Source organism: Pseudomonas sp. HN11, assembly GCF_021390155.1.
Lineage (GTDB): Bacteria > Pseudomonadota > Gammaproteobacteria > Pseudomonadales > Pseudomonadaceae > Aquipseudomonas.
The window spans coordinates 4,741,249-4,764,299 of record NZ_CP089985.1; the positions used below are offsets into that span (position 1 = coordinate 4,741,249).

Below are 23,051 nucleotides of genomic sequence, written 5' to 3' on the forward strand. Positions count from 1 at the left end.
AACTTTTGGTTTACACAGACTATAGCAATCACGGTCTACCGGGAGGGGCCGGCGAGGTCGATACTCGGTTCCAACAACAAGGCATCCCGCCTTGAACAGCTAGGAGATCGACATGACCACACAAGACCTCAGCGGCAAAGTCGCCTTGATTCAAGGCGGTTCTCGCGGCATCGGCGCCGCCATCGTCAAGCGCCTCGCGGCGCAGGGTGCAGCGGTTGCCTTTACCTACGTCAGCTCGGCCGCCAAGGCTGAAGAATTGCAGAACAGCGTAATCAGCGAAGGCGGCAAAGCCTTGGCGATCCACGCCGACAGCGCCGATGCCGGTGCGATCCGCAACGCAGTCAACGCCACGGTCAAAGCCTTCGGCCGCCTGGATATTCTGGTGAACAATGCCGGTGTGCTGGCCATCGCGCCGCTGGAAGACTTCAAGCTGGAAGATTTTGACCAGACTCTGGCGATCAACGTACGCAGTGTGTTTATCGCGACCCAGGAAGCGGCCAAGCATATGGGTGAAGGGGGTCGAGTGATCAACATTGGCAGCACCAATGCCGAGCGCATGCCGTTTGGCGGTGGTGGCCCGTATGCGATGAGCAAGGCGGCGCTGGTGGGGTTGACCAAAGGCCTGGCGCGGGATCTGGGACCTCGTGGTATCACGATCAACAACGTGCAGCCTGGGCCGGTGGATACCGATATGAACCCGGCGAACAGCGATTTTGCCGAGAGCTTGATCGGCTTGATGGCGGTGGGTCGGTATGGGCACGTGGAAGAGATCGCCAGCTTTGTGGCTTACCTCGCAGGGCCTGAGGCCGGGTATATCACCGGTGCAAGCCTGACTATCGATGGTGGCTTCAGCGCCTAAGTTTTTTGCAACACTGCAAAACTAAATGTGGGAGGGGCAAGCCCCGTCCCACATTTTTAACCACGATTAGTCAGGAAAGAGGTGGCAGGCCATAGGCCGCCAAATCAAAGTCCGCGAGCTTGCGGATGATCTGGTCGGCATGGTGGTACTTGCTGTCGGCCATGGCTTCATCCGGCACGGCGATGGCGGTCATGTGCGCCGCCTTGGCGGCAGTGACGCCAAACGGCGAGTCTTCGAACACCAGGCAATCCTCGGGCGCAACGCCCAGGCGGCGGGCGGCGGTGAGGAAGATGTCCGGCGCAGGTTTCGCGGCACCGACTTCCGGGTCGTCAGCGGTGACGATGGTGTCGAACAGGCCAAACCATTCGCGGTGCAAGGTGGTCTTGTGACCAAACGAATTGCGCGACGAACTGGTGCCCACGGCAATCGGGATATTGTGCGCCTTCAAGTGCCGCACCAAGGCTTCGGCGCCGGGCATGCCCAAGGCCTTGGGGAAGCGCTCGCTCATCAGCGGTTCGCGGATCGCCAGGAATTCGGCGGGCGTAATCGGCAGATCCAGCGCCTTCACCACATAGTCAGCCAGGTCCTGGGCACCGCGCCCGATGATGTGCTGCTTGATGCCCCAATCGTAGGTGCGGCCATAGCGTTCAGCGATGATCTGCGTGACTTCGGTGTAGATGCCTTCAGTATCCAGCAACAACCCGTCCATATCGAAAATCACAGCCTTGATCGGGACAGCAGTACGTGGTGCATTCATCACAACAGATCCTTGGGGGGAAGGACTAAAAGGATTCAGCACAATAGCGGTCACACTTGTCAGCAAGCAACCCTTTAGACTGTGAACCTCCCCTTTCAAAGTACCCACAATGCTTTACCGTCTAGCTGCCGACAGCCTTGTGCTATTTCACTTGAGCTTCATCCTCTTTGTCCTGTTCGGCGGGTTGCTTGCGCTGAAATGGCGCCCGGCGATCTGGCTGCACCTACCCGCCGCGGCATGGGGCGTGGCGGTGGAAGTGTTTCACCTGCCCTGCCCACTGACCCGCTGGGAGAACCTGTTTCGTCACCTTGCCGGGCAGGACGGCTACAGCGGCGGATTTATTGAGCACTACATCCTGCCCCTGATTTACCCCGCGGGGCTGACTCCACAGATTCAATTGGGCTTTGGCGCCCTGGTACTGGTGATCAATATCGCGGTATATGCGTGGTTGATCCGACGTTATGTACAGGCTTGAGACAGCTTCGCTGGTGAAGAATCAGATTCCCTCACTCCCTTCACAGTCGCCTCCATGTCCGAAGCCTTCGAAGTCCCAAGCCCCCACGAAAAACACATTGAACACACCACCGAACATGCCCATGGCCGCGGCGACAATTTCGCCAGTCGCATCGCCGTGATGACCGCCCTCATGGCCACCCTTGGCGCCATGCTCAGCTACCAGGCCGGCTCCACCGAAAGCGAAGCGGCGATGGACAAGAACAACGCCGCCATCTTCAAGACCGAAGCCGCCAACCAGTGGAATTACTACCAGGCTAAGTCCAGCCGGCAGAACCTCGCGGAACTGGCCACCCACATTCCCGGTGTGGATGCGGCGCATTACAAGGAGGAAATCGAGCGCTACAAAAGCCAGAAGGAAGACGTACGCAAACAAGCCGAGAAGCTTGAAGCCACGTCAAAGGGATGGGATGAAAAATCGGAGCAGGCGCTCCACCAGCATCATCGCTGGGCCCAGGCGATGACCGCGATCCAGATTGCAATTTCGTTGGCGGCGATTACCTTGTTGACGCGACGGGAGTGGTTGAAGCGGATGTCATACACCGCAGGCGGCGCAGCAGTGATACTAGGGAGCCTCGCCTGGCTGCATATCTGACCACTTCCAAGCACACAGTACCTGTGGCGAGGGAGCTTGCTCCCGCTGGACTGCGCAGCATCGAATCAGGCTCGATTCGCCGCACGGCTATGGTGGAAATACAGATACGCCAGCCCGATAGGCGCAATGAAAACCGCGATGTTCCAGCAGATCGCCATGGTGAACACCTTGACGGTCAGCATCAGAATGGCATTCACAAAGAACACGTTGTTGCTAAAAATGTAATCCATGATGTTTTCGTAAACGAAACGCGCGTAGGGATAAAGCAGGCTGTTGACCACGCAATAGAACAGCGCGCCCAGTGTGAACACACCGGTTTTCGAATGGGTCAGCGCGGTATGGATCAGCACGGGGAAAATCAGCCCGAACAGGAAGTTGCGGATGTAGTACTGAGCAGAAAGCCCGCGAATGTCTTGCGAAGTACTGGGTGCATTTAGATCCCTCTGAATGGCTTTATTGGAAAGGCGGCGACCTTAACAAAGCTTGGAAATCTTCTCCAGCGTTGATGCAAGCCCCTTGCCATTACAGCGCTGCAGAGTAAAAGAGATAGCGACAAACCCACTTCAAGCCGAGGAAAAGCTGGTGTCCGCACAACCTAAAGAAGCCGTGGCTTCGGGGTTGACGGCTTGGGTGTACGTGCGGGCCTGAAGCGCGGGCTGGTAGTCTTGCCTCCTCGAAAAGTCGCCTACAGGGAAGTACTGATGCGGATTCTGTTTTTAGCGCTGGGATGTTTATTGATCACCGCCTGCGCAAGCAACCCGACAACACTGTTTGAAGAACAAGTCAAAAACAGCACCACGCCGTTAGCACAAACTCCTTCCGAGGCCATGCACAAGACGCAGGCGGTGCCCATGCCGATCGACCCGGGATGGCGGCCGCCCCAGTGGAAAATCACTGCCGCGGAACCGCGTATCCTAATCAACGGAGTGCCGTCGAACTACCGATTGTTCAGCGTCGCCTTGATAAAGGACAAACCTTTCCATATCGACGTTAACTCTTGGTGCGTCAACTCGTGCCTGGGGTTCAGCAAATACGCCCTGAACCCTTATTTGATCTTGATGGACGCCCAAGGCAATGTGCAGGCTGAAGGCTTTGGCAAGGCGACGGGCATCGTGGGGGTTATCAGCCAAGTCTTGAAGGGCACGGTAAAGCGCAGCGGGACTTACTACCTTATAGTCGCAGCCGATAACCGCGCGCCAGGGGAAACCATTGTCATAGACAATGTACTGCTGATGGGTGCAGCAGCGAGCCCGATAACGCCATTGCGGATTGGAATGGGCAGCTATCCCTTTGGGTCGGTGGGGCTCCTGTTGAATACGGAAGAGGCGCCTTGAGGATGTGGGCCTGCTAATTGATTTGGGCCGTTTCCTACGGCCTATTCAGAAGCGCCACTCTCCCACTTCAAATTCGACCCGCCTATAGTCCAGCGGTCGCTCACATGGCGACCGGGTTTGGCGACTCGACTACAAGATGGCAGAAGCCTCCCGGCGGATTTGCGGGATGCCCCTGCACGCAATAAGCTGCTCCATGGTAGCTGTGCGTGGGAGACCTTCGGGTCTGCCGGTCTTTGTCCGTTCTTGTCCCGGTTCGCCAACCTGCGTACAGCTGCCACCTTTTGTTTGGCGACAAATGCGTGGCTCCCCCCCCCCTACGTGAACGGACTTAACGCATGAACCCATACATGGCCCTCACCAGCAACGACAGCACCACGCCTGCCCTTTTCGTCGACACAACCGTCCCGCTTGAAATCCTCCTCGACGCCGCGAACTATCGACTTCGTGCTGTGACGCAGGTGCTTGAGAACCTCGCGCTGCGTAGTGAGATAAGCAGCGATGCGGTGGTACTCAGCGACTTTGCCTTACTGTGCTCTATCCCGTTGCGGGATGGGTGTGACTTGCTGGATGTCATAGAGCGGCGAATGGATGTATCGCAGCCCTAGAAGATATTGCATGCCGCTTTAGGACTATAGCTGCCAGTTTCCCTTGGTTCGGTATACCAATCCAAGGGGTGCTGGTTTCCGAGGGCACGTGAAAAGGCCCCCACACCTGGCACAGATGTGGGGGCCATTGAACATAAGCGGCGTTATTGATAACGCGGCGGTCAAACTATCTGTCGTCAGCGACCTTAACCGACCCAAGGCGGATGCCTCGGACAGTCAGTCAGAGATTGGCAAAAACTCGAGACATATTCTAACTGCTTGGAGTGGCTGTGCGCCTCAGTTCCAAGCTGCTAACCTGTCCGTACAGGAACGCTAACCATGTGTTGAAAAGGGATCTTATGTCGATTGCAGGCTTTGAGAGTAAAACTGACTTTACGACAAAACTGAACGAGCATATTTCAGCGTCAGGCCCTGTTAAAAGCATACAACAGCTATTTGGACGCGAAAAAGAGCTATCTTTGATAGAGGAGGCTCTATATGCCAATGGGCGTCATGTCTTTATCTATGGAGACCGGGGTGTAGGAAAATCATCATTGGCAGCCGCCGCTGCCGCCCAGTACCAGTCCCCCGACAATTCACCTATACAGATAGGTTGCGGGCCTGATACCAAATTTTATGAAACAATTGAGAACCTAGTCGATAGGGTAATGAAATCGCTTGCGGGCAAGTACGAACATGTAATTAGCCAGTCTGTAAATATCAAAGTTTACTCTATTAGCTGGAAGAGCACTGCCAAAAAGGTCGAGGTACCTAAGGTGGACTCAATGTATTCAGCGGTCAACGCCACTGAAGAGATAGCAAAATATCACTCTGACAACCCTGTGGTAATTATTGACGAGTTTGATCAGATAGACTCAGAGGTTGAAAGGAAACTATTTGCTACGTTCCTCAAAGATCTTGGGGATAGAGGGGTGAATGTAAAATTTATCTTCACTGGGGTGTCTACGTCACTTGAAAAACTCTTAGGCTCACACGAATCGAGCTTCCGCCAGCTCCATACCATTGGACTTGAGCGTCTAGGATGGTCAGCGCGAGAGGATATTGTGCGAGATGCTGCTGCTGCCTTTTCTCTTTCGGTAGATGACGATGTGTGTTTCAAAATTGCGAAGATTTCTAACGGCTTCCCATACTATGCGCATCTAATTACGGAAAAACTTCTCTGGCTAGCATTTAACGAAGAATCCTCTATCAGCCATCTGGACGTCGCTATTTTTGAAAAAGCGCTGGAAGATGCGATTTTAAGTATCGGCGCCCATCTCAAGCGGCCTTATGAACAAGCAACATCTCACAGATCTCCTGATTACACGGAAATACTTTGGGCGACAAGTGATTCCGAGGATATTATCCGATATGGTGAGAGTGTCTTTTTGTCATATATCCGGATACATGAAAAGCTGCACGGAAAAAATCCATCGGCAGAAAACCTCCCATTATCTCAGTCAAGCTTTCTCACAAAGTTGCGCGACTTGAAGAAGAAGCAGTATGGCGAGATCATTGAGAATGCACTAGACAGAAAGGGGATCTACACCTATCGGGAAAATATACTTCGAGGCTTTATAGCTATGAAGGCTCTTGAAGGAGGTGTGGAACTGCAAGGGAATATACCGGATGCTCCTAAAGCTCCAACTGCAATGGCCAAAGCTAGGCGACCTACCTCTGCTGGAAAAGATAATACCCCTCGTATAAAATTCAGAGGGGAAGAAGAGTCAGATGAAGAAAGTTAAAGTTTTCGTAGGTGCGGCCAGAGATTGCAACTGACGATATGCTTTAGCTGTAGATACCATTAGAAGATTTTCGAGACGCCCGTTCCTCTTCGAAGGCAGCTACCCATTTACCAAGCCGTAAGCAGTTGGATCACATTTCCGGCTCTCATCCGCCACGCTCTATTTTTCGCGCCAGAATAGAGCGCCAGTCCCATGGCGGTCCCATGAGGGCATTTTTCGGACGCAAAAAACCACAAACCCCCGATTTTCTCTAGGAAAATCAGGGGTTTGTGTTTTCAGAATGTGGCGGTGAAGGAGAGATTCGAACTCTCGATACAATTTCTTGTATACACACTTTCCAGGCGTGCTCCTTAAGCCACTCGGACACTTCACCGTATCTCGTCAAACCAGTTCAGTCTGTCGAGGCGCGCTAATGTAGTCGAAAGCCTTTCTGATGGCAAAGGTTTTTTTCAGAATATTCATGCGGTTAGCCCGTTATGCCGTTCAACGCCCGGCAAGGGGTGGTGATTGTGCCATTCTCAGGCATCGGAGGTGCGCGTCTGGGACGGTGATTGTGCCCTGCGTCTGGCATTCCCACGCCCGGTGCAGGGGAAAACCCTGACTGGCCAGTCAGTCACAGCGCTTTACCGGGGCGGGCGTGGTGGGTAACGTCTGCTGCATACTTCTATAACAAGTCCTACAAGGAACCGCGTCATGAGTGAGTTGATTGCCTACCACCTCGAAGACGGTATCGCGACCCTGACCTTGAGCAACGGCAAGGTCAATGCCATTTCTCCGGCGGTGGTCAGTGCGTTTAACGAAGCGCTGGACCAGGCGGAGAAGGACCGGGCGGTGGTGGTCATTACCGGCACGCCGGGGATTCTGTCGGGTGGTTATGATTTGAAGGTGATGACCGCCGGACCTAAAGAGGCGATCGGCCTGGTGACGTCCGGTTCGACCTTGGCGCGCCGCCTGTTGTCGCACCCATTCCCGGTGATTGTGGCGTGCCCTGGGCATGCGGTGGCCAAGGGTGCGTTCCTGCTGTTGTCAGCGGATTATCGGATTGGCGTGGAAGGCCCGTTCAGCATTGGCCTGAACGAGGTGGCGATTGGCATGACCATGCACCACGCGGGAATCGAGCTGGCGCGGGATCGTCTGCGTAAGTCGGCGTTCCACCGTTCGGTGATCAATGCCGAGATGTTTGACCCGCAGGGCGCACTGCAAGCCGGTTTCCTCGACAAGGTGGTGGCGCCGGAAGAGTTGCATGCCGTCGCGCTGGAAGCCGCGCGTCAGTTAAAGAAGCTCAATATGAACGCTCACAAGCACACTAAATTGAAGGTGCGTAAAGAGCTGCTGGAAGCCTTGGACGACGCCATCATCCAAGACCAAGGGCATATCCTGAGTTAAGCCCTACACCTGATACACCAGAGCCCGATCGTGAGTCGGGCTTTTTCTTACAAAGAATTCTGATTCCTCCACAGCCGCTCTAGCGTGCCCATGCCGGTGGATGTTGAAACATGCTCTTAAACATCGCCTATCTCCTATCTCTACCGGGGTAATTGCCGAATACAGTGCACATCCGTACACTGCGCCACCTTTTGCCCGGATAGGCCGTGTCGATGCTTTTTCTGTTGCGTATGTTGTTGATGGGCCTGCACTTTATGCTCGCCGGAGTGCTGGGCGTGCTGGTCGGTCTCTGCCGGCCGTTCAACCCGGATAACAGCCGTCTGTGCGCACGCCTCTACGCGTTGCCGGCCATGTGGATCCTGCGGCTGAACGTAAAGGCCGATGTGGACTCACTGCGCAATAAGCCCGGCACGTGCGTAATCATTGCCAACCATCAGTCCAATTATGACCTGTTTGTGTTCGGCAACGTGGTGCCCTACCGCACGGTGTGCATCGCCAAGAAAAGCCTGAAATGGGTGCCGCTGTTCGGTCAGTTGTTCTGGCTGGCGGGCAATGTGTTGATCGACCGGGGCAACGCGCACAAGGCTCGCCGCGCGATGCTTACCACGACTCATACCTTGCAGCATGAAAACACGTCGATCTGGGTGTTCCCGGAGGGCACGCGCAATCTGGGCAAGGGTTTGCTGCCGTTCAAGAAAGGCGCGTTCCATATGGCGATTGCGGCCGGGGTGCCGATTGTGCAGGTGTGTGTCAGCAATTACGTGACGCATATACAGCTCAATCGCTGGAACAGTGGGGATGTGCTCATACGGTCATTGCCGCCGATTCCTACCGTTGGGATGACTGCGGATGACATCCCGGCGTTGATGCAGGCGTGTCATGCGCAGATGGAAGCCTGCATTGTTGAGATGGGCCGCGAATTGCAAAGTCCCGCAACAATAGAACTCCCTTCCAGCTAAGCTGCCCAACACCTGTCCTCCCAATAAGAAGCGATCAGCACCATGGGTAGAGTTGTTGCGGCCGCCGTCTACAGCGCCGGTAAGAAAGTTACGGATATCACCCTCGATGAAGGCGCAGCCTGGGCCGCCAAACCCAATCACTTTGTGTGGATCGGCCTGGAAGAACCCGACGCCCAGGAACTGGCCAACCTGCAACGCCAGTTCAACCTGCATGAATTGGCCATCGAAGACGCCCTGGAAAAACACAGCCGCCCGAAGCTTGAAACCTTCGGTGATGCACTGTTTATCGTCACCTACTCACCGGTGCGCGAGAACGGCAAGCTGGAGTTTATCGAGACGCATATCTTTGCCGGCAACGGCTACATTATCACCGCACGCAACGGTCACTCGGCGTCCTACGGCTTTGTGCGCCAGCGCTGTGAGGCGCGGCCACTGTTGCTGGAGCATGGGGAAGATTTCGTACTCTATGCGCTGCTGGATTTCGTCACCGAAAACTACCAGCCGGTGAGCGAAGCGATCCATGCCGAGATCGATGAGCTGGAGCGCAATGTGCTGTGCAGCTCGCTGAGCGAGCGGGACATTCAGAAGATTCACGGACTGCGTCGCGACGTATTACGGCTCAAGCGTTACGTGGCGCCAATGGTAGAGATCAGCCAGGAGTTGCAGAAACTCAGCTTCCCGTTCATCGACAAAAATATGCGCCCGTATTTTCGTGATGTGCAGATCCACGTGACACGGCAGATGGAAGACCTGACCACCCTGCGCGATATCGCCAGCCAGACCATCGAGATCGGTGTGCTGCTGGAGGCATCGCGCCAGAGTGTGGTGCAGCGCAAGTTTGCCGCGTGGGCGGCGATCCTGGCGTTCCCCACCGCGGTGGCGGGGATTTACGGGATGAACTTCCAGAACATGCCCGAGCTGCAATGGCACTACGGCTATTTTGCGGTGCTCGGGTTTATCGCGGTGGGTTGCACCAGCCTGTGGGCCAGTTTCAAGCGTTCGGGCTGGCTTTAAACCTGGGCCTCTGGCTTGTGCGCGACGAAGCGCATCATCCATTCCGCCACGGTTGCGCCGTGGTGGTCGCGCTCAAGGCTGGCCACGCCGTTTGTGTAGACCTTTTCGCCCAACGTCGTCTGAAGAATCTCCAGCAACTCGCGGGAATAGTCGTGGATAAATTCCGGGTGCCCCTGGAAGCACAAGACCTGATCGCCGATGTGGTACGCGGCAAACGGGCAAAACGCGCTGGAGGCGATGACCGTCGCATTCTCCGGCAGCGTGGTGACCTGGTCTTGGTGACTGATCAGTAGCGTCAGCTCTTCCACCTCAGGGCTCATCCACGGTGTCTTGGCATCCAGCTTGTAGTCGTGAATGCCCATGCCCCAGCCCTGGCCGGCGCGTTCGGTCTTGCCTCCGAGCAACAGTGCCAGCAGTTGGTGACCGAAGCAGATCCCGAGCAGCTTGTCGCCGCGCTCGTAACGATCGAGCAGGTAGGTCTTGAGGGTCTGGATCCAAGGGTCGGTGCCAAAGGAGTCGGCCTTGCTGCCGGTCACCAGGTAGGCATCGAACACTTCATCGTCCGGCGGGTATTCGCCGTTCACCACGTTGTACACGACAAACTCGGCGGGAATGGGCTGCTTGGCGAACAGGCGCTTGAACATCTGCCCGTACCCTTGGTATTGATCGATCAGGCCTGGACGCAGGATATCGGTTTCCAGGATACAGACGCGTAGCGACATAAAAAATACCTGACACGGTGATGGGAATATTGCACACCCTAGAGCCTGCCTTGAAATACCCCTTCAAGGCAAGCCCCCTTTAATCACCTGAATGTGTCACCTTGCGCCGCTTTTTCGAGCAGTAACGCCGGTGGTGTGAAGCGCTCACCATATTGCTCGGCAAGATAACGGGCGCGGGCAATGAAGTCGTTCAGCCCATATTGGTTGATGAACTGCAACGCGCCGCCGCTCCAGGCCGCAAAGCCAATACCGAAGATCGACCCCACGTTGGCGTCCGCCGTGGACATCAACACCCCCTCCTCCACACAACGCACGGTCTCGATGGCCTGGATAAACAGCAGACGGTCGCGCACATCCTGAGGCGAGATGCGTTGGTCGGGCCGTTCAAAGCGGCTTTTCAGCTCCGGCCACAGGTGTTTCTGCCCACCAGTGGGGTACTCATAGAAACCGCCCCCCGCCGCCTTGCCCACACGCTTGTATTCGTTGACCAACAGATCGATCACCGCTGTCGCCGGATGTGTCGGCACAGCCTTGCCTTCCGCCTGCAGATCCTTCGCCGTTTGCTGTCGGATATGGCTCATCAGACTGAGAGACACTTCATCCGACACCGCCAACGGCCCCACCGGCATACCGGCCTTGCGCGCTTCGGTCTCTATCATCGGCGCGGCCACGCCTTCGCCGAGCATGGCGATACCTTCGTTGGTGAAGGTGCCGAACACGCGCGAGGTAAAGAAACCACGACTGTCGTTGACCACGATCGGGGTTTTCTTGATTTGCAGTACGAAATCGAAACCACGAGCCAGGGTTTCGTCGCTGGTGCGCGCGCCCTTGATGATTTCCACCAAGGGCATCTTGTCCACCGGGCTGAAGAAGTGCAGGCCGATGAATCTGCTTTGATCCGGCACCGCCGTGGCCAGGCCGCTGATGGGCAAGGTGGAGGTGTTGGAGGCGATCACGGCCTCGGCGCCGACCACGCTTTGCGCGGCGGCTGAGACCTTGGCCTTGAGGTCGCGGTCTTCGAACACCGCTTCGATGATCAAATCACAGCCCGCCAGGTCGGCATCGGAGGCCGTAGGATGGATACGCGCCAAGGTGGTTTCCCGCTGTTCGGCGGTCAATTGCCCACGGCTGACCTTCTTGTCCAGCAGCGCCGCCGAATGCGCCTTGCCCTTCTCGGCGGCCGCCAGGTTGATGTCCTTGAGCACTACCTCGATACCGGCGCTGGCGCTGACGTAAGCGATGCCCGCGCCCATCATTCCGGCGCCAAGCACGCCGACCTTGCGCGTGACATAAGGCGCATAGCCTTGCGGCCGGGAGCTACCCGCATTGATCTCATTGAGCTGGAACCAGAACGTGCCGATCATGTTCTTCGCCACCTGCCCCGTCACCAGTTCGGTGAAATAGCGGGTTTCGATCAGGTGCGCGGTATCGAAATCCACTTGGGCGCCTTCGACGGCGGCGCAGAGGATTTTCTCCGGAGCGGGGAAACAGCCCTGAGTCTTACTGCGCAAAATCGAAGGCGCAATCGCCAGCATCTGCGCAACTTTTGGACTGGAGGGTGTACCGCCAGGGATCTGGTAAGCCTTGTTGTCCCACGGCTGTTTGGCGTCCGGATTGGCCAGAATCCACGCGCGGGACTTGGCCAGCAGCTCATCGCGATCCGCCGCCAGCTCATTCACCAGCCCGGCTTGCAGCGCCTGTTGCGGTCGCACCTTCTTGCCTTCGAGCAGATACGGCAAGGCCTTTTCCAACCCGAGCATGCGCACCATGCGCACCACTCCACCGCCGCCCGGCAGCAGGCCCAGGGTGACTTCCGGCAAGCCAAGCTGCACCGATTTATCGTCCAGCGCTACGCGGTAATGACACGCCAGGCAAATCTCCCAGCCGCCCCCCAGGGCCGCGCCATTGATCGCGGCCACCACGGGTTTGCCGAGGGTTTCCAGACGGCGCAGTTGCGCTTTGAGTACCAACACGCTGTCGTAGAAGTCCTTGGCGTGGGCCTCGTCGACCTGGATCAATTCATTGAGGTCGCCGCCAGCAAAAAATGTCTTCTTGGCCGAGGTGATCACCACACCGGCAAGGTCATCCTTTTCCGCCTCCAGGCGCTCCACCGTCGCCGCCATGGCCTCACGGTACGCGCCGTTCATGGTGTTTGCGCTCTGGCCGGGCATGTCGAGAGTCAGCACCAGGATGCCGTCCTGGCCTTTTTCGTAACGAATAGCTTGGGTCATGACCAATTCCTTGGGCTCAGAGGCGTTCGATAATGGTGGCGATGCCCATGCCACCGCCGACACACAGGGTGGCCAGGCCGTAGCGTTGCTGGCGCGCGTCCAGTTCGTCGAGCAAGGTCCCGAGGATGGCGCAACCGGTGGCGCCCAGCGGGTGACCCATGGCGATGGAGCCTCCATTCACGTTGACCCGCGCAGCGTCGATGCCCATGTCCTTGATGAACTTGAGCACCACCGAGGCAAAGGCTTCGTTGACCTCGAACAGATCGATATCTTCGACGCGCAACCCGGCTTTGGCCAGGGCCTTGCGCGTAGCGGGCGCGGGGCCGGTGAGCATGATGGTCGGGTCAGTGCTGGTAACCGCCGTGGCGACGATACGCGCACGGGGTTGCAGGCCCAGCTCGCGCCCCTTGGCCTCGGAACCGATCAACATCAACGCGGCACCATCGACGATGCCGGAGCTATTGCCCGGTGTATGCACATGGTGGATGCGCTCCACATGGCTGTAGACCCGCAACGCAGTGGCGTCGAAGCCCATCTGTCCCATCATTTCGAAACTAGGCTTGAGCTTGCCAAGGCCTTCGAGGGTGGAGTCGCCGCGAATAAATTCGTCATGGTCGAGCAGCACAATGCCGTTCTGGTCCTGCACCGCGATCAACGACTTGTTGAAGGAACCGTCCGCACGCGCCCTGGCCGCTTTCTGTTGGGAATGCAGGGCGAAAGTGTCGACGTCTTCTCGGGTGAACCCTTCCAGGGTGGCGATCAGGTCCGCGCCAATGCCCTGTGGGGTGAAGTGGCTGTGCATATTGGTCTGTGGGTCGAGTACCCAGGCGCCGCCATCACTGCCCATGGGCACGCGGGACATAGACTCGACGCCGCCAACCACCACCAGATCTTCGAAACCGGAGCGCACTTTCATCGCGCCCAAATTGACGGCTTCCAGGCCTGAGGCGCAGAAACGGTTGATCTGCACTCCTGCGACGCTGATGTCCCAGTCCGCCACCAGGGCGGCGGTCTTGGCGATGTCGGCACCCTGGTCGCCCACGGGAGTCACGCAGCCGAGCACGATATCGTCGACTTGATGGGTGTCGAGGTCGTTGCGCCGGGCCAATGCCGTCAGCAGGCCGGCCACCAGGTTTACCGGTTTTACGCTGTGCAAGGCACCATCGGCCTTGCCTTTGCCACGGGGCGTGCGTATCGCATCAAAGATCAAAGCTTGGGTCATGACGTCCTCGAACCGCTGTGCATGTGTGCCTCTACCTTAGGCCCGATTGACACGGTTTCAATGACGGATGCGCTCATTGCTTTTGACCCCCTCGCTCGGACGAACGGTAGTCTCCTAAGCTAATTGCCAGGTTAATCGTTTTTGCTGTCTAGCCAAGGCATTGGCGCCAAGATGGCGATATGCCTCATGCCTTTTTAAGCTGAAATGCTTATTAGCTGATATGAAATGAGTCTAAGCCAATAAGAACGAGGGCTCTAAGGTTGAATCATTAGGAAGCCGCTGCCGGGTTTTGCTGGAACGGCTGTAAGAAAAGCGACACGTCATCTCGCCATACTGAAATAAACCGGCACGCATTTGACGCTCAGGAATAACAACAAAAGGCAGTCAGCCATGTTCAAACATTCGAAAGTACGTCAGGCGGGACTCATTCTGTTCGCCACCACACTGATTCTGATCTTGCCCAACTTGACCAAGGTCATTGGGTGATCCCTCGTCGCCTACATTCCGTGCCTTCGCGGCACCGCGTTTGCAGCTTTTTGACAGCACCTGCCGGGACATTGCGCAAGCGGTCCTGCAGGGGCTGTCTTTTTGCGCGCCGATTTCCGGTATCGTGAGCGCCATCGTCACTCGACACGGGTCCTCTCTCTTGAAATCCATCCTCGCCCTTCTCGCGTTGCTGATCGGGCTTCCCGCTTCGGCGGCACAATTGACCATCGAACTCGACCACACCAGCAAGACTTGGCAGACCGCTGATCTGCTCAAGCATCCGCAGGCACAAACGGTGCAGATCGTTGATGACGTTTCCTACAAACGCACCATGACCTATCGCGCAGTACCGCTGGCTTTGCTCCTACCGGGTTTGAAACCTGAGAGCCATCTGCAAGCCGTTGCCCTCGATGGATTCGCCGCCGAACTCGCCGCCGCGCCACTGCTGGAAAAACATGGCGCTCGCGCTTGGTTGGCGGTGGAAGACCCTGCCCAGCCGTGGCCTGCATTGGTAGAAGGCAAATCGAGTGCAGGGCCGTTCTATCTGGTATGGACCGACCCGCAAGCCGGGCATATCAGCCCTGAGCAGTGGCCGTTCCAGATCTCCGGGATCAAGCAGTTGAAGACCGTGGCGGAGCGCTTTCCAGCGTTGTTGCCCGACTCGAAACTGGCGGCTGATGACCCGATCAACCAGGGATTTGCAATCTTCCAGAAGAACTGCCTGGCCTGTCATCGGCTTAATGGCGCCGGTGATGCGCAAGTGGGGCCGGATTTGAACACTCCGTATAACCCCACCGAGTATTTCAGTGGTGATTTCCTCAAGCGCTACATCCGTGACCCGCAGAGCTTGCGGCATTGGCCGCAAGCGAAAATGCCGGCGTTTGCTGCCAGTGTGTTGCCGGATGGCGAGCTGGATTTGCTGGTGGGGTATTTGAAGCATATGGCGGGGCGTAAACAGCCGCTATAGCGAGCCGGCTTGCCCCGCTCACCACAACGAGCCCAATCATTGCTGCTGGACGGAAATTACTGGCGTCGGCGCCACAAACACCTTGGCATGCATCTGCTCATGCCCCCCGCCCCGGCGCATGCCACGCACCGGGCAGGCGTCGAGGTAATCCAAACCTACCGCCAGCTTCAAATGCCGTTCCGGTCGTGCGAGCTGGTTGGTCACATCAAAGCTGTACCACGCGCCATCCAGCCAGGCTTCAGCCCAGGCGTGGCTGGCCAGGTGCGTGGTGTCTTCCGAGTACAAATACCCCGACACATACCGCGCAGGAATCCCCAAGCTGCGCGCACAAGCCAGGAACGCGTGGGTGTGGTCCTGGCAGACACCCGCGTGGCCGGCAAAGGCCTGGGCGGCACAGGTATCGACTTCGGTGGCGCCGGGTGTGTAGACCATCGTTTGGTTGAGCCCGTGCATCAGGTCGATCAACGCGGCGCGATCACGACGCTGATGGCACTGCTGCTCGGCAAAGTCGCGCAAGGCTTCGTCAGGTTCGGTCAGGCGGGTGCAGCGCAGGAACGGAAACGCCGATTGGCTCTCGTGTTCTGCCTCGCGTAATTCGTCGATGTCCACTTGGCCACGAGCAGCGATGATGATGGCGTCGTGGGGGTCATCCAGGGTCAATACATGCAGGATATTGCCGAATGGGTCCACCTGGGCGCGCACCGGACGAGGCAGATCGAGCTGCCAGCTGAGTACGTGCTGGCGCTCGGTGTCGTGGGGCGTAAGGCGCAGATACTGGATACTGGCGCGCACCTGGTCTTCATAGTGGTAGGTGGTTTCGTGGCTGATGGAGAGTCTCATGCCGCCTCCAGGTAGGAACTGTAGATGGCGTCGCCCAACTGGCGGACCAAGGGGATAAAGTCGGTCAGCCAGGCGTGCAGGCCTTCCTTGAGGATTTCATCGATGGCGGTAAAGCGCAGGCGCGCATCCATCTCGGCGGCCAGGCGCTGGGCCGGTCGGCCGTTGAGGCCGGGCAGGCTGGCGAGGATCTGGTCGATTTCTTCACTGCAGGCACGCAATGAGCGCGGCACATCGGCGCGCAGCAGTAACAGCTCGGCGACTTGCCGCGCGCCAGGGGCATCGCGATAGATCTCGGTGTAGGCCTCGAACGACGAAAGCGCGCGCAGCAAGGCACTCCATTGATAGTAGGCGTGCGCGGTGCCATCGGTGACAGCTTCGGCCTGATCACCGGCCATTTCATAACGCGCATCCAGCAGACGCAGGGTATTGTCGGCCCGTTCGATAAAAGTGCCCAGGCGGATAAACCGAAACGCATCGTTACGCATGATCGTACCGTAGGTGGCGCCCCTGAACAGATGGGAGCGCTCTTTTACCCACTCACAAAACCGACTCATGCCATAGCGGCTCAGGCCCTGCTGGGCGATGTCGCGAATATCCAGCCAGGTGGAGTTGATGTTTTCCCACATGTCAGCGGTAATTCGCCCACGCACCGCATGGGCGCTGGCCCGCGCGGCGCCGAGACAACTGTAGATGCTGGCCGGGTTGGCAGCATCCAGGGCAAAGAAGTGCAGCAGGCGTTCAGCATGCAACTCGCCGTGGCGCTCGTGGTAATCCTCCAGGGTGCCGGTGATCAACAGCGGCATCGCCAGTTCGTGAAGGCCATCGCCGCGCCCGTCCTGGGGCATCAGCGACAGTGAATAGCTGACATCGAGCATGCGCGCGAGGTTTTCCGCACGCTCCAGGTAGCGCGACATCCAGTAAAGATCCGAGGCAGTTCTACTCAACATGGCATCAGTCCTCGACCACCCAGGTGTCTTTGGTGCCGCCGCCCTGGGACGAGTTGACCACCAGCGAGCCTTCGCGCAACGCCACCCGGGTCAAGCCGCCGGGGACAACACGGGTTTCCTTGCCAGACAACACGAACGGACGCAGGTCGATATGGCGCGGCGCTATGCCGTTTTCGACAAAGGTCGGACAGGTGGATAAACACAACGTCGGCTGGGCGATATAGGCGTGGGGCTTGGCCTTGATACGTGCACGGAACGCCTCGATTTCAGCGGCGGTGGACGCCGGGCCCACCAGCATGCCGTAGCCGCCGGAGCCCTGGGTTTCCTTCACCACCAGGTCCGGCAGATTGGCCAGCACGTGGGACAGTTCGTCGGGCTTACGGCATTGGAATGTCGGAACGTTCTTTAGAATCGGTTCTTCATCCAGGTAAAAACGGATCATATCGGTGACGAAGGGGTACACCGATTTGTCATCCGCCACGCCCGTGCCGATGGCGTTGGCCAGCACCACGTTACCGGAGCGATAAGCCGCCAGCAGGCCGGGTACGCCGAGCATGGAATCAGGATTGAAGGCCAATGGGTCAAGGAACGCGTCGTCGAGGCGTCGGTAAATTACGTCCACGGCCTTGGGCCCGTCGGTGGTGCGCATGAAAACGCGGTCATCACGCACAAACAGGTCGGCGCCTTCCACCAGTTCCACGCCCATTTCTCGGGCGAGAAAGGCATGTTCGAAGAACGCGCTATTGAAGCGACCCGGGGTCAATACGACCACGCTGGGGTTATCCAGGGGGCTGGAGCTTTTGAGGGTATCGAGCAGCAGATTGGGATAGTGATCGATAGGCGCGATGCGCTGGGCGGCGAACAGTTCCGGGAACAGGCGCATCATCATCTTGCGGTCTTCGAGCATGTAGCTCACGCCGCTGGGCGTACGCAGATTGTCCTCCAGCACGTAGTACGTGCCGTCACCATCGCGTACGAGGTCAACGCCGGAAATGTGCGAATACAGGTCGCGGTGCAGGTCCAAGCCCTGCATCGCCAACTGGTATTGCTCGTTCGCCAGCACCTGCTCGGCGGGAATGATCCCGGCCGTGATGATGCGTTGTTCGTGATACAGGTCGGCGAGGAACATGTTCAGCGCCTTGACCCGCTGGATACACCCACGCTCGACAATTCGCCATTCGCTGGCCGGGATGCTGCGCGGGATGGTGTCAAAGGGAATCAGGCGCTCGGTTCCCTGCTCATCCCCATAGAGCGTGAAAGTGATCCCGGCGCGGTGAAACAGCAAATCGGCTTCGCGCCGGCGCTGGGCCAACAGATCTTCCGGGGTGTCGGCCAACCAGCGGGCGAACTCGCGGTAATGCGGCCGGACCTGGCCCGCCCCATCGTACATTTCATCATAATAAGTGCGGATCATGCCGAACTCCTTGTCACCCGGGCGCAAGAACCATCGCAAGGCCCGTGCCAGCGGCATAAACACTTAAAAATCAGTGCCTTGAATTAAAACCAGAATCCAGCCGCACCGTCCTGGTGCGCAAAATACCCGTTGCACTGCCCTGCGCTTCATCGCAATGCGGGCTTTTACTATCAACAGCATAGTCAGAGTTGATTTCACTGCCCGGCCAAGGTTGCGGATAATCGGCACCATCTGCTGAACAGGGCATGCCCTACAGTTTCAGCGAACCTCTCTTCCCTTTAAGCCACCCTACGCGGGTGGTTTTTTTTGCGCCGCAAAGTTGCAGGGATGCGGTATCTCGACGACAAAACTGCACAAACAAAATCGGCCGACCCTAAGGTCAGCCGATACGCTGTATTTCTCATACTGCTCGCCGCTACATGGGTAACCCACGCACCTCCTGCTTCACGCCCCATCCCTCGATGATTCCTCCCAAGGGCTCGACCACCGCCCCGAAGTCTTGCTCGAAGTCTCCTATGCCGTCGTAGGTTGCAGACATGATTTTGCTCAACTCCAAGTACCAGGCGCCATCGTCGCGCGCACTGACCTGGGCATTCAGGGATTCCCCACGAAACTCACCCGCCGCCCTGCGCGCACGTTCCTCATCCGGGAAAATGGCGTAGAACTCGATGGGGTGAAAACGCGAGAAGTCGAAGCCGCCCTCTTTCATGCGGCGCAGAACATTGGTGCTGATGTCTTCTTGATAGGCTGTGCTCATGAAAAGTGCTCCTCGAATTGATGGATAGACTTTCCGTGCTTCCCGAAGCCCACGCCTTACTGGCGTGGGAGCTACGGCAACAACATCACCGCTGGAAAACAAGCATGTAGCTGACAAGACCAGAACCTAGCGATTCATTCGCTGATCTCACTTGCAGAGTAGCGCGAAGCTTTCGCCGCCACCAGAGGTGCTTGAGGGGTGTACAGGGATTGTTCAGGCGGCGGGAGAAATGTCGAGGATCTGAATACTGTTCTGGTCTTTGAGGATCTTGACCGTAGGTTCGGGCTTGCGCCCCTCAAGGTCATTGAGGTCCAGTTCGGCGGCGACGGGTACCAGCTTGTTGCGAATCATGTGTGCCGCATCTTCGAGGCTGGGCTTCTGCTCGCAGGTGAACTGCTCGACGGACTTAACGCCGTGATCATCAACGAAGGTAATCTGCCACTTTTGCATCGGTGCCTCCTCGATAAAACCCATGTGTGGGCTTACCTCTATCTGGACCTTGAGGGTTCGCCAAACGTTCCACTCAAGTCAGGAGGCACCGGATCAACTGCGCTTATTTTTCAGCGTGTTCTTTCAAGGCTTTCAAGGTGTTGAACGGCGCGTCCACCACGAACTTGTTGGCCAGCCACGATGGCACGCTGCCGCCTGGCTCGGTGTGCACCTGGTAGGTGACTTCGGTCTGGTTGTCGCCTTTGGGCACCAGTTTCCAGAAGCCGTCGACCTGGGCGACGCGTACGTAGCCTTTTTCTTCAGGCTTGTAGGTCGGCACGCCCTCCAGCTTACGGGTCAGCGTGCCGTCGGCCGCTTTGGTCGTAGTGATATGCAGGTAGGAATCACGATCCGTCACAGGGAACGGGGCTTTGAATTGGGTGTAGGTCCAGCTCTCGTCGCCTTTCTTGTCGACCAGCTTCTGGGATTTGCACTCGTGGATCCAGGCACAGGCACCGGCGACGTCTTCCTGGAGGGCAACGATTTTTGCCACAGGCGCCTTGATCACGGTCACACCGCGATAGGCCTTGTACTTGGAGCCGGCAATTTCGCTCAGGGACACCTTGATACCGTCTTCATCCTTGGCGACTTGCCAATCCTCAGCCTGGGCAGTGGCAGCAAACAGCACCGTAAAACCGCACAACACAGCCATTCGTTTCAACGAACCCATTGTTGTATTCCTTATTGTTGAAGTTGCGATAGTAAAGCCCATCAAGCCGCCGTCATCTCCTCCCACCAGCCAATCAAACGGATTGCATCGGCCTGGTCGGTGCCGCAGACCTCGAGATCCGCCTTGAAATCACTGCACACCGCCGGTCGCTCCGGCTGACCGAAAATCTGACATAACAGTTCGACCGACAGGTGCACACAGCGTTCGCCTGCGGGTTTGCCGTGTGGCATTCCGGGTAATGGCGAACTGATGGAGGGGGCGATGCAGCATGCGCCACAGCCTTCACGGCAATTCATGACCAGCAGGTCCTCGACGACTCAATAGGGATGGCGGGGCTAGAGTACGCCCTAAAACAGCCGTTTTAAAATGGTCTAACAGGGTTTTTCGCAGAAAACCAACGTGACTGACCAGTCTCCGACACATGGTCGGCGGCCGACGTCACCTTTGTGGGAAAAGATTACTGCTTGAATTCGAATTCCAATGCTGCGCCTTCCACTTCACGCCGTTCTTCGTTGCGCAATTGCAGCTTCATCTCATTACTGAGTAGTCTGCCGTTGATCTGGAAGGCACTGTTGTCAGTGGGTTTTTCGCCAAACATCGGTGGCAGCAGGGGCACACTCTTGGGTTTGGGCATGGTGCCGATGGGCTGCAAGTGCCTGACCATGTCCGACGGCAGCGACAGGTCCAACTGTGCCGGTGGCAATTGCGTCTGCGTCACTTCGCGAGACGCCTTGGACTTACTGGTCGCACGTTTCTTGACCTTGGCCGCTTGCTTCTTCACGGCGGGCGGCTTCTTCGCGGGAGACTTCTGCTCGGTACTGGCGGCGGGCTTGGATTCGCTCACAGGTGCCGCCGCCAGCGCTGTGCCGACGTTGCACAGGCTTATCAGGCCAATCACTAAAACCGCGCGAAAAATCGAAGTCATATTGCCTACAGCATTAACGGCAGAGGGCCATATGCTCGCTTGTTGTGCGCGGCATGACAAGCGCGGTGATTAGCTTGCTATAGGATTTGTCCCCTTTCTGAGCGTCACAGTCCGGCGGCGGTTTCCTGGCAGAGCTGGCTCGCCAGCATCCCCAATGTCATCAGCGCCCGCTCTGCTTCGCGGTTCCACGGCGTGCCGCAGTTGAGACGAATACAGTGGTTGAACTGTTCGGTGTTACTGAAGATAAGCCCCGGCGCGATGCTGATGCCCTGTTGCAGTGCGCGCACGTGCAGTTCCTGGGTGTTGACCCGTCCGGGCAAACTGACCCACAGGATGAAACCGCCGGTCGGACGCGTCATCTGTGTGCCTTCCGGGAAATATTGCTGCACGGCCAGTTGGAAGGCGCTGAGATTCTTACGGTACTCCTGGCGGATATAACGCAGGTGTCGATCATAGCCGCCGTTTTCCAGGTACGCGGCGACGCCCATCTGGGTGACGCTGCACGCGGAATGGGTGCTGAACATCTGCAAACGCTGGATTTCCTGCTGGTACTTGCCGGCGATCATCCAGCCGATGCGCACGCCGGGAGACAGCGTCTTGGAAAAGCTTGAGCAATAGATCACTCGATCCAGGCGGTCATAGGCTTTCAGGGCCTTGGTGCGGCCCAATTCGAACATCAGCTCGCCGTAGATATCGTCCTCGACGATCTGGATATCGAAGTCCGACGCCAAGCGTAGCAACTGTTTTTGCCGTTCTTCGGGCATGGTGCCGCCCAGCGGGTTGCTCAGCCGCGTGGTCAGCACCAACGCCTTGATCGACCATTGGTTGGCCGCCAGTTGCAGGGCTTCCAGGCTCATGCCGGTGGACGGATCGCTGGGGATCTCGATGACCTTGAGGCCCAGCAGATCAGCCAATTGCAGCAAGCCGTAATAGGTCGGCGATTCAGCGGCAATCAGGTCGCCAGGCCGCGTCAGCACCCGCAGCGACATCTGCAGGGCATCGACGCAACCGTGGGTGATCACCACTTCGGAAGGGTCCACCACCACGCCCGCATCGCGCATGCGTATCGCCACCTGGCGGCGCAGCGGCTCGAAACCGGGGCTGAACATGTAACTGAATGCCCGAGGGCTCTGGAAGCGCGTGACCTTGGCCAACTGCTGGTGCAGCGCGCGTACCGGCAGGTAATCCACGCTCGGCACTGCAGCGCCCAATGGAAACACCCCTTCGCGGCGCGACTCGCCCAACACCTGCTGGATAATGCTGCTGCGGGTGACCAGCCCTGGGCGTTCGACGCGCGCGATGTCTGGCGTCGGCGCGGTGAGTGCTGGCGTCTGGTGCACGTAGTAGCCGGACTGCGGTCGCGCCCGGATCAGCCCCTGGTCTTCCAGGTTGGCGTAGGCCTGCAACACCGTGGCGTGGCTGACGTTCAACTGTGAGCTCATCTTGCGCACCGAAGGCACGCGCTCGCCCGGTTGATAGACACCGCGCCGGATATCCTCAGCCAGTTGCTGGGCGATACGTTGGTAAAGCAACAGATTGGTCATGACGCAGCACTCGATTTCACGGGTATTTTATTTTTGTGTGAAACATACCGGCACAGTTTAGAAGTGTACGGGGACAGTTGACACAATAGTC

The 23,051-nt window shown here is 57.6% G+C and carries 24 protein-coding genes and 1 tRNA gene; 10 read left to right on the top strand and 15 right to left on the bottom strand.

The window, feature by feature from the left end; all coding sequences use genetic code 11:
- The first annotated feature begins 112 nt into the window (after positions 1–112).
- Positions 113–859 carry a 3-oxoacyl-ACP reductase family protein gene (locus tag LVW35_RS21535; protein ID WP_233891952.1) on the top strand — a complete coding sequence of 249 codons (747 nt, stop codon included), beginning with the start codon at positions 113–115 and terminating at the stop codon, positions 857–859.
- 70 nt (positions 860–929) lie between these two features.
- Here the strand turns inward: LVW35_RS21535 and LVW35_RS21540 are convergent, their stop codons facing one another.
- Positions 930–1,616, bottom strand: a complete 687-nt coding sequence (locus LVW35_RS21540; RefSeq protein ID WP_233891953.1) for an HAD-IA family hydrolase — start codon at positions 1,614–1,616, stop codon at positions 930–932.
- A gap of 109 nt (positions 1,617–1,725) precedes the next feature.
- Between LVW35_RS21540 and LVW35_RS21545 the strand changes: the two genes are divergently transcribed.
- On the top strand, positions 1,726–2,091 hold the full coding sequence (locus LVW35_RS21545) for a DUF2784 domain-containing protein (RefSeq protein WP_233891954.1): 366 nt from the start codon (positions 1,726–1,728) through the stop codon (positions 2,089–2,091).
- Positions 2,092–2,145: 54 nt separating this feature from the next.
- Positions 2,146–2,724: a DUF4337 domain-containing protein gene (locus LVW35_RS21550; RefSeq protein WP_233891955.1), complete on the top strand. Its 579-nt coding sequence runs from the start codon at positions 2,146–2,148 to the stop codon at positions 2,722–2,724.
- Positions 2,725–2,789: 65 nt separating this feature from the next.
- Here LVW35_RS21550 and LVW35_RS21555 read toward each other — a convergent pair whose 3' ends face one another.
- Positions 2,790–3,074: a hypothetical protein gene (locus tag LVW35_RS21555; RefSeq protein ID WP_233891956.1), complete on the bottom strand. Its 285-nt coding sequence runs from the start codon at positions 3,072–3,074 to the stop codon at positions 2,790–2,792.
- A gap of 351 nt (positions 3,075–3,425) precedes the next feature.
- On the opposite strand from LVW35_RS21555, the gene LVW35_RS21560 reads away from it, so the two are divergent.
- The 3 genes from LVW35_RS21560 to LVW35_RS21570 all read left to right on the top strand — a co-directional run bounded on the left by LVW35_RS21560 (position 3,426) and on the right by LVW35_RS21570 (position 6,387).
- The gene (locus LVW35_RS21560; RefSeq protein WP_233891957.1) at positions 3,426–4,058 is read left to right on the top strand and encodes a hypothetical protein; all 633 of its coding nucleotides are present in this window, start codon (positions 3,426–3,428) and stop codon (positions 4,056–4,058) included.
- A gap of 335 nt (positions 4,059–4,393) precedes the next feature.
- Positions 4,394–4,663, top strand: coding sequence for a short-chain dehydrogenase (locus LVW35_RS21565; RefSeq protein ID WP_099493628.1), 270 nt, complete (start codon positions 4,394–4,396; stop codon positions 4,661–4,663).
- Positions 4,664–5,001: 338 nt separating this feature from the next.
- A complete protein-coding gene (locus tag LVW35_RS21570) occupies positions 5,002–6,387 on the top strand; it encodes an AAA family ATPase (protein WP_233891958.1) in 1,386 nt (461 codons plus the stop codon).
- A 283-nt stretch (positions 6,388–6,670) separates the two neighbouring features.
- Here LVW35_RS21570 and LVW35_RS21575 read toward each other — a convergent pair.
- A tRNA-Ser gene (locus tag LVW35_RS21575) sits at positions 6,671–6,760 on the bottom strand.
- A 320-nt stretch (positions 6,761–7,080) separates the two neighbouring features.
- Between LVW35_RS21575 and LVW35_RS21580 the strand changes: the two genes are divergently transcribed.
- The 3 genes from LVW35_RS21580 (at position 7,081) to LVW35_RS21590 (ending at position 9,746) form a co-directional block, all read left to right on the top strand.
- Positions 7,081–7,773: a crotonase/enoyl-CoA hydratase family protein gene (locus LVW35_RS21580; protein WP_233891959.1), complete on the top strand. Its 693-nt coding sequence runs from the start codon at positions 7,081–7,083 to the stop codon at positions 7,771–7,773.
- A gap of 212 nt (positions 7,774–7,985) precedes the next feature.
- Complete coding sequence (locus tag LVW35_RS21585; RefSeq protein WP_233896531.1) at positions 7,986–8,732, top strand: 1-acylglycerol-3-phosphate O-acyltransferase; 747 nt, start codon at positions 7,986–7,988, stop codon at positions 8,730–8,732.
- Between the two features lie 42 nt (positions 8,733–8,774).
- Complete coding sequence (locus LVW35_RS21590; RefSeq protein WP_122543777.1) at positions 8,775–9,746, top strand: magnesium and cobalt transport protein CorA; 972 nt, start codon at positions 8,775–8,777, stop codon at positions 9,744–9,746.
- On the opposite strand, the gene LVW35_RS21595 is transcribed toward LVW35_RS21590, so the two are convergent.
- The 3 genes from LVW35_RS21595 to LVW35_RS21605 all read right to left on the bottom strand — a co-directional run bounded on the left by LVW35_RS21595 (position 9,743) and on the right by LVW35_RS21605 (position 13,921).
- Positions 9,743–10,468, bottom strand: coding sequence for an amidotransferase (locus tag LVW35_RS21595; RefSeq protein ID WP_233891960.1), 726 nt, complete (start codon positions 10,466–10,468; stop codon positions 9,743–9,745). The genes LVW35_RS21590 and LVW35_RS21595 overlap by 4 nt on opposite strands.
- Before the next feature lie 83 nt (positions 10,469–10,551).
- The gene (locus tag LVW35_RS21600; protein WP_233891961.1) at positions 10,552–12,699 is read right to left on the bottom strand and encodes a 3-hydroxyacyl-CoA dehydrogenase NAD-binding domain-containing protein; all 2,148 of its coding nucleotides are present in this window, start codon (positions 12,697–12,699) and stop codon (positions 10,552–10,554) included.
- A gap of 16 nt (positions 12,700–12,715) precedes the next feature.
- Positions 12,716–13,921 carry an acetyl-CoA C-acetyltransferase gene (locus LVW35_RS21605; protein ID WP_233891962.1) on the bottom strand — a complete coding sequence of 402 codons (1,206 nt, stop codon included), beginning with the start codon at positions 13,919–13,921 and terminating at the stop codon, positions 12,716–12,718.
- A 646-nt stretch (positions 13,922–14,567) separates the two neighbouring features.
- On the opposite strand from LVW35_RS21605, the gene LVW35_RS21610 reads away from it, so the two are divergent.
- Complete coding sequence (locus LVW35_RS21610; protein WP_233891963.1) at positions 14,568–15,374, top strand: c-type cytochrome; 807 nt, start codon at positions 14,568–14,570, stop codon at positions 15,372–15,374.
- Positions 15,375–15,410: 36 nt separating this feature from the next.
- Here the strand turns inward: LVW35_RS21610 and LVW35_RS21615 are convergent, their stop codons facing one another.
- From LVW35_RS21615 to LVW35_RS21655, 9 genes are all read right to left on the bottom strand, one after another.
- On the bottom strand, positions 15,411–16,214 hold the full coding sequence (locus LVW35_RS21615; RefSeq protein ID WP_233891964.1) for a transglutaminase family protein: 804 nt from the start codon (positions 16,212–16,214) through the stop codon (positions 15,411–15,413).
- Complete coding sequence (locus LVW35_RS21620; RefSeq protein ID WP_233891965.1) at positions 16,211–17,161, bottom strand: alpha-E domain-containing protein; 951 nt, start codon at positions 17,159–17,161, stop codon at positions 16,211–16,213. The genes LVW35_RS21615 and LVW35_RS21620 overlap by 4 nt, the downstream gene beginning before the upstream one ends.
- 4 nt (positions 17,162–17,165) lie before the next feature.
- Positions 17,166–18,575, bottom strand: a complete 1,410-nt coding sequence (locus LVW35_RS21625) for a circularly permuted type 2 ATP-grasp protein (RefSeq protein WP_233891966.1) — start codon at positions 18,573–18,575, stop codon at positions 17,166–17,168.
- Positions 18,576–18,990: 415 nt separating this feature from the next.
- Positions 18,991–19,332, bottom strand: a complete 342-nt coding sequence (locus LVW35_RS21630; RefSeq protein ID WP_010208429.1) for a ribonuclease E inhibitor RraB — start codon at positions 19,330–19,332, stop codon at positions 18,991–18,993.
- A gap of 213 nt (positions 19,333–19,545) precedes the next feature.
- The gene (locus tag LVW35_RS21635; protein WP_025999984.1) at positions 19,546–19,782 is read right to left on the bottom strand and encodes a hypothetical protein; all 237 of its coding nucleotides are present in this window, start codon (positions 19,780–19,782) and stop codon (positions 19,546–19,548) included.
- Positions 19,783–19,885: 103 nt separating this feature from the next.
- Complete coding sequence (locus LVW35_RS21640) at positions 19,886–20,491, bottom strand: START domain-containing protein (protein ID WP_177112196.1); 606 nt, start codon at positions 20,489–20,491, stop codon at positions 19,886–19,888.
- A gap of 41 nt (positions 20,492–20,532) precedes the next feature.
- On the bottom strand, positions 20,533–20,787 hold the full coding sequence (locus LVW35_RS21645; protein WP_233891967.1) for a YkgJ family cysteine cluster protein: 255 nt from the start codon (positions 20,785–20,787) through the stop codon (positions 20,533–20,535).
- A gap of 161 nt (positions 20,788–20,948) precedes the next feature.
- Positions 20,949–21,416, bottom strand: a complete 468-nt coding sequence (locus tag LVW35_RS21650; protein WP_233891968.1) for a translation initiation factor 2 — start codon at positions 21,414–21,416, stop codon at positions 20,949–20,951.
- Positions 21,417–21,520: 104 nt separating this feature from the next.
- A complete protein-coding gene (locus LVW35_RS21655; RefSeq protein ID WP_015885400.1) occupies positions 21,521–22,960 on the bottom strand; it encodes an aminotransferase-like domain-containing protein in 1,440 nt (479 codons plus the stop codon).
- Positions 22,961–23,051: the final 91 nt, after the last annotated feature.

What these genes read in the sequence shown, in the direction of transcription:
- LVW35_RS21585 (WP_233896531.1), top strand. Translation starts at nt 7,986, where the DNA reads ATGCTTTTTCTGTTGCGTATGTTGTTGATGGGCCTGCACTTTATGCTC.
- LVW35_RS21605 (WP_233891962.1), bottom strand. Translation starts at nt 13,921, where the DNA reads ATGACCCAAGCTTTGATCTTTGATGCGATACGCACGCCCCGTGGCAAA.
- LVW35_RS21560 (WP_233891957.1), top strand. Translation starts at nt 3,426, where the DNA reads ATGCGGATTCTGTTTTTAGCGCTGGGATGTTTATTGATCACCGCCTGC.
- LVW35_RS21650 (WP_233891968.1), bottom strand. Translation starts at nt 21,416, where the DNA reads ATGACTTCGATTTTTCGCGCGGTTTTAGTGATTGGCCTGATAAGCCTG.
- LVW35_RS21600 (WP_233891961.1), bottom strand. Translation starts at nt 12,699, where the DNA reads ATGACCCAAGCTATTCGTTACGAAAAAGGCCAGGACGGCATCCTGGTG.
- LVW35_RS21565 (WP_099493628.1), top strand. Translation starts at nt 4,394, where the DNA reads ATGAACCCATACATGGCCCTCACCAGCAACGACAGCACCACGCCTGCC.
- LVW35_RS21545 (WP_233891954.1), top strand. Translation starts at nt 1,726, where the DNA reads ATGCTTTACCGTCTAGCTGCCGACAGCCTTGTGCTATTTCACTTGAGC.
- LVW35_RS21580 (WP_233891959.1), top strand. Translation starts at nt 7,081, where the DNA reads ATGAGTGAGTTGATTGCCTACCACCTCGAAGACGGTATCGCGACCCTG.
- LVW35_RS21640 (WP_177112196.1), bottom strand. Translation starts at nt 20,491, where the DNA reads ATGGGTTCGTTGAAACGAATGGCTGTGTTGTGCGGTTTTACGGTGCTG.
- LVW35_RS21590 (WP_122543777.1), top strand. Translation starts at nt 8,775, where the DNA reads ATGGGTAGAGTTGTTGCGGCCGCCGTCTACAGCGCCGGTAAGAAAGTT.
- LVW35_RS21540 (WP_233891953.1), bottom strand. Translation starts at nt 1,616, where the DNA reads ATGAATGCACCACGTACTGCTGTCCCGATCAAGGCTGTGATTTTCGAT.
- LVW35_RS21620 (WP_233891965.1), bottom strand. Translation starts at nt 17,161, where the DNA reads ATGTTGAGTAGAACTGCCTCGGATCTTTACTGGATGTCGCGCTACCTG.
- LVW35_RS21655 (WP_015885400.1), bottom strand. Translation starts at nt 22,960, where the DNA reads ATGACCAATCTGTTGCTTTACCAACGTATCGCCCAGCAACTGGCTGAG.
- LVW35_RS21550 (WP_233891955.1), top strand. Translation starts at nt 2,146, where the DNA reads ATGTCCGAAGCCTTCGAAGTCCCAAGCCCCCACGAAAAACACATTGAA.
- LVW35_RS21535 (WP_233891952.1), top strand. Translation starts at nt 113, where the DNA reads ATGACCACACAAGACCTCAGCGGCAAAGTCGCCTTGATTCAAGGCGGT.
- LVW35_RS21645 (WP_233891967.1), bottom strand. Translation starts at nt 20,787, where the DNA reads ATGAATTGCCGTGAAGGCTGTGGCGCATGCTGCATCGCCCCCTCCATC.
- LVW35_RS21635 (WP_025999984.1), bottom strand. Translation starts at nt 19,782, where the DNA reads ATGCAAAAGTGGCAGATTACCTTCGTTGATGATCACGGCGTTAAGTCC.
- LVW35_RS21595 (WP_233891960.1), bottom strand. Translation starts at nt 10,468, where the DNA reads ATGTCGCTACGCGTCTGTATCCTGGAAACCGATATCCTGCGTCCAGGC.
- LVW35_RS21570 (WP_233891958.1), top strand. Translation starts at nt 5,002, where the DNA reads ATGTCGATTGCAGGCTTTGAGAGTAAAACTGACTTTACGACAAAACTG.
- LVW35_RS21625 (WP_233891966.1), bottom strand. Translation starts at nt 18,575, where the DNA reads ATGATCCGCACTTATTATGATGAAATGTACGATGGGGCGGGCCAGGTC.
- LVW35_RS21615 (WP_233891964.1), bottom strand. Translation starts at nt 16,214, where the DNA reads ATGAGACTCTCCATCAGCCACGAAACCACCTACCACTATGAAGACCAG.
- LVW35_RS21630 (WP_010208429.1), bottom strand. Translation starts at nt 19,332, where the DNA reads ATGAGCACAGCCTATCAAGAAGACATCAGCACCAATGTTCTGCGCCGC.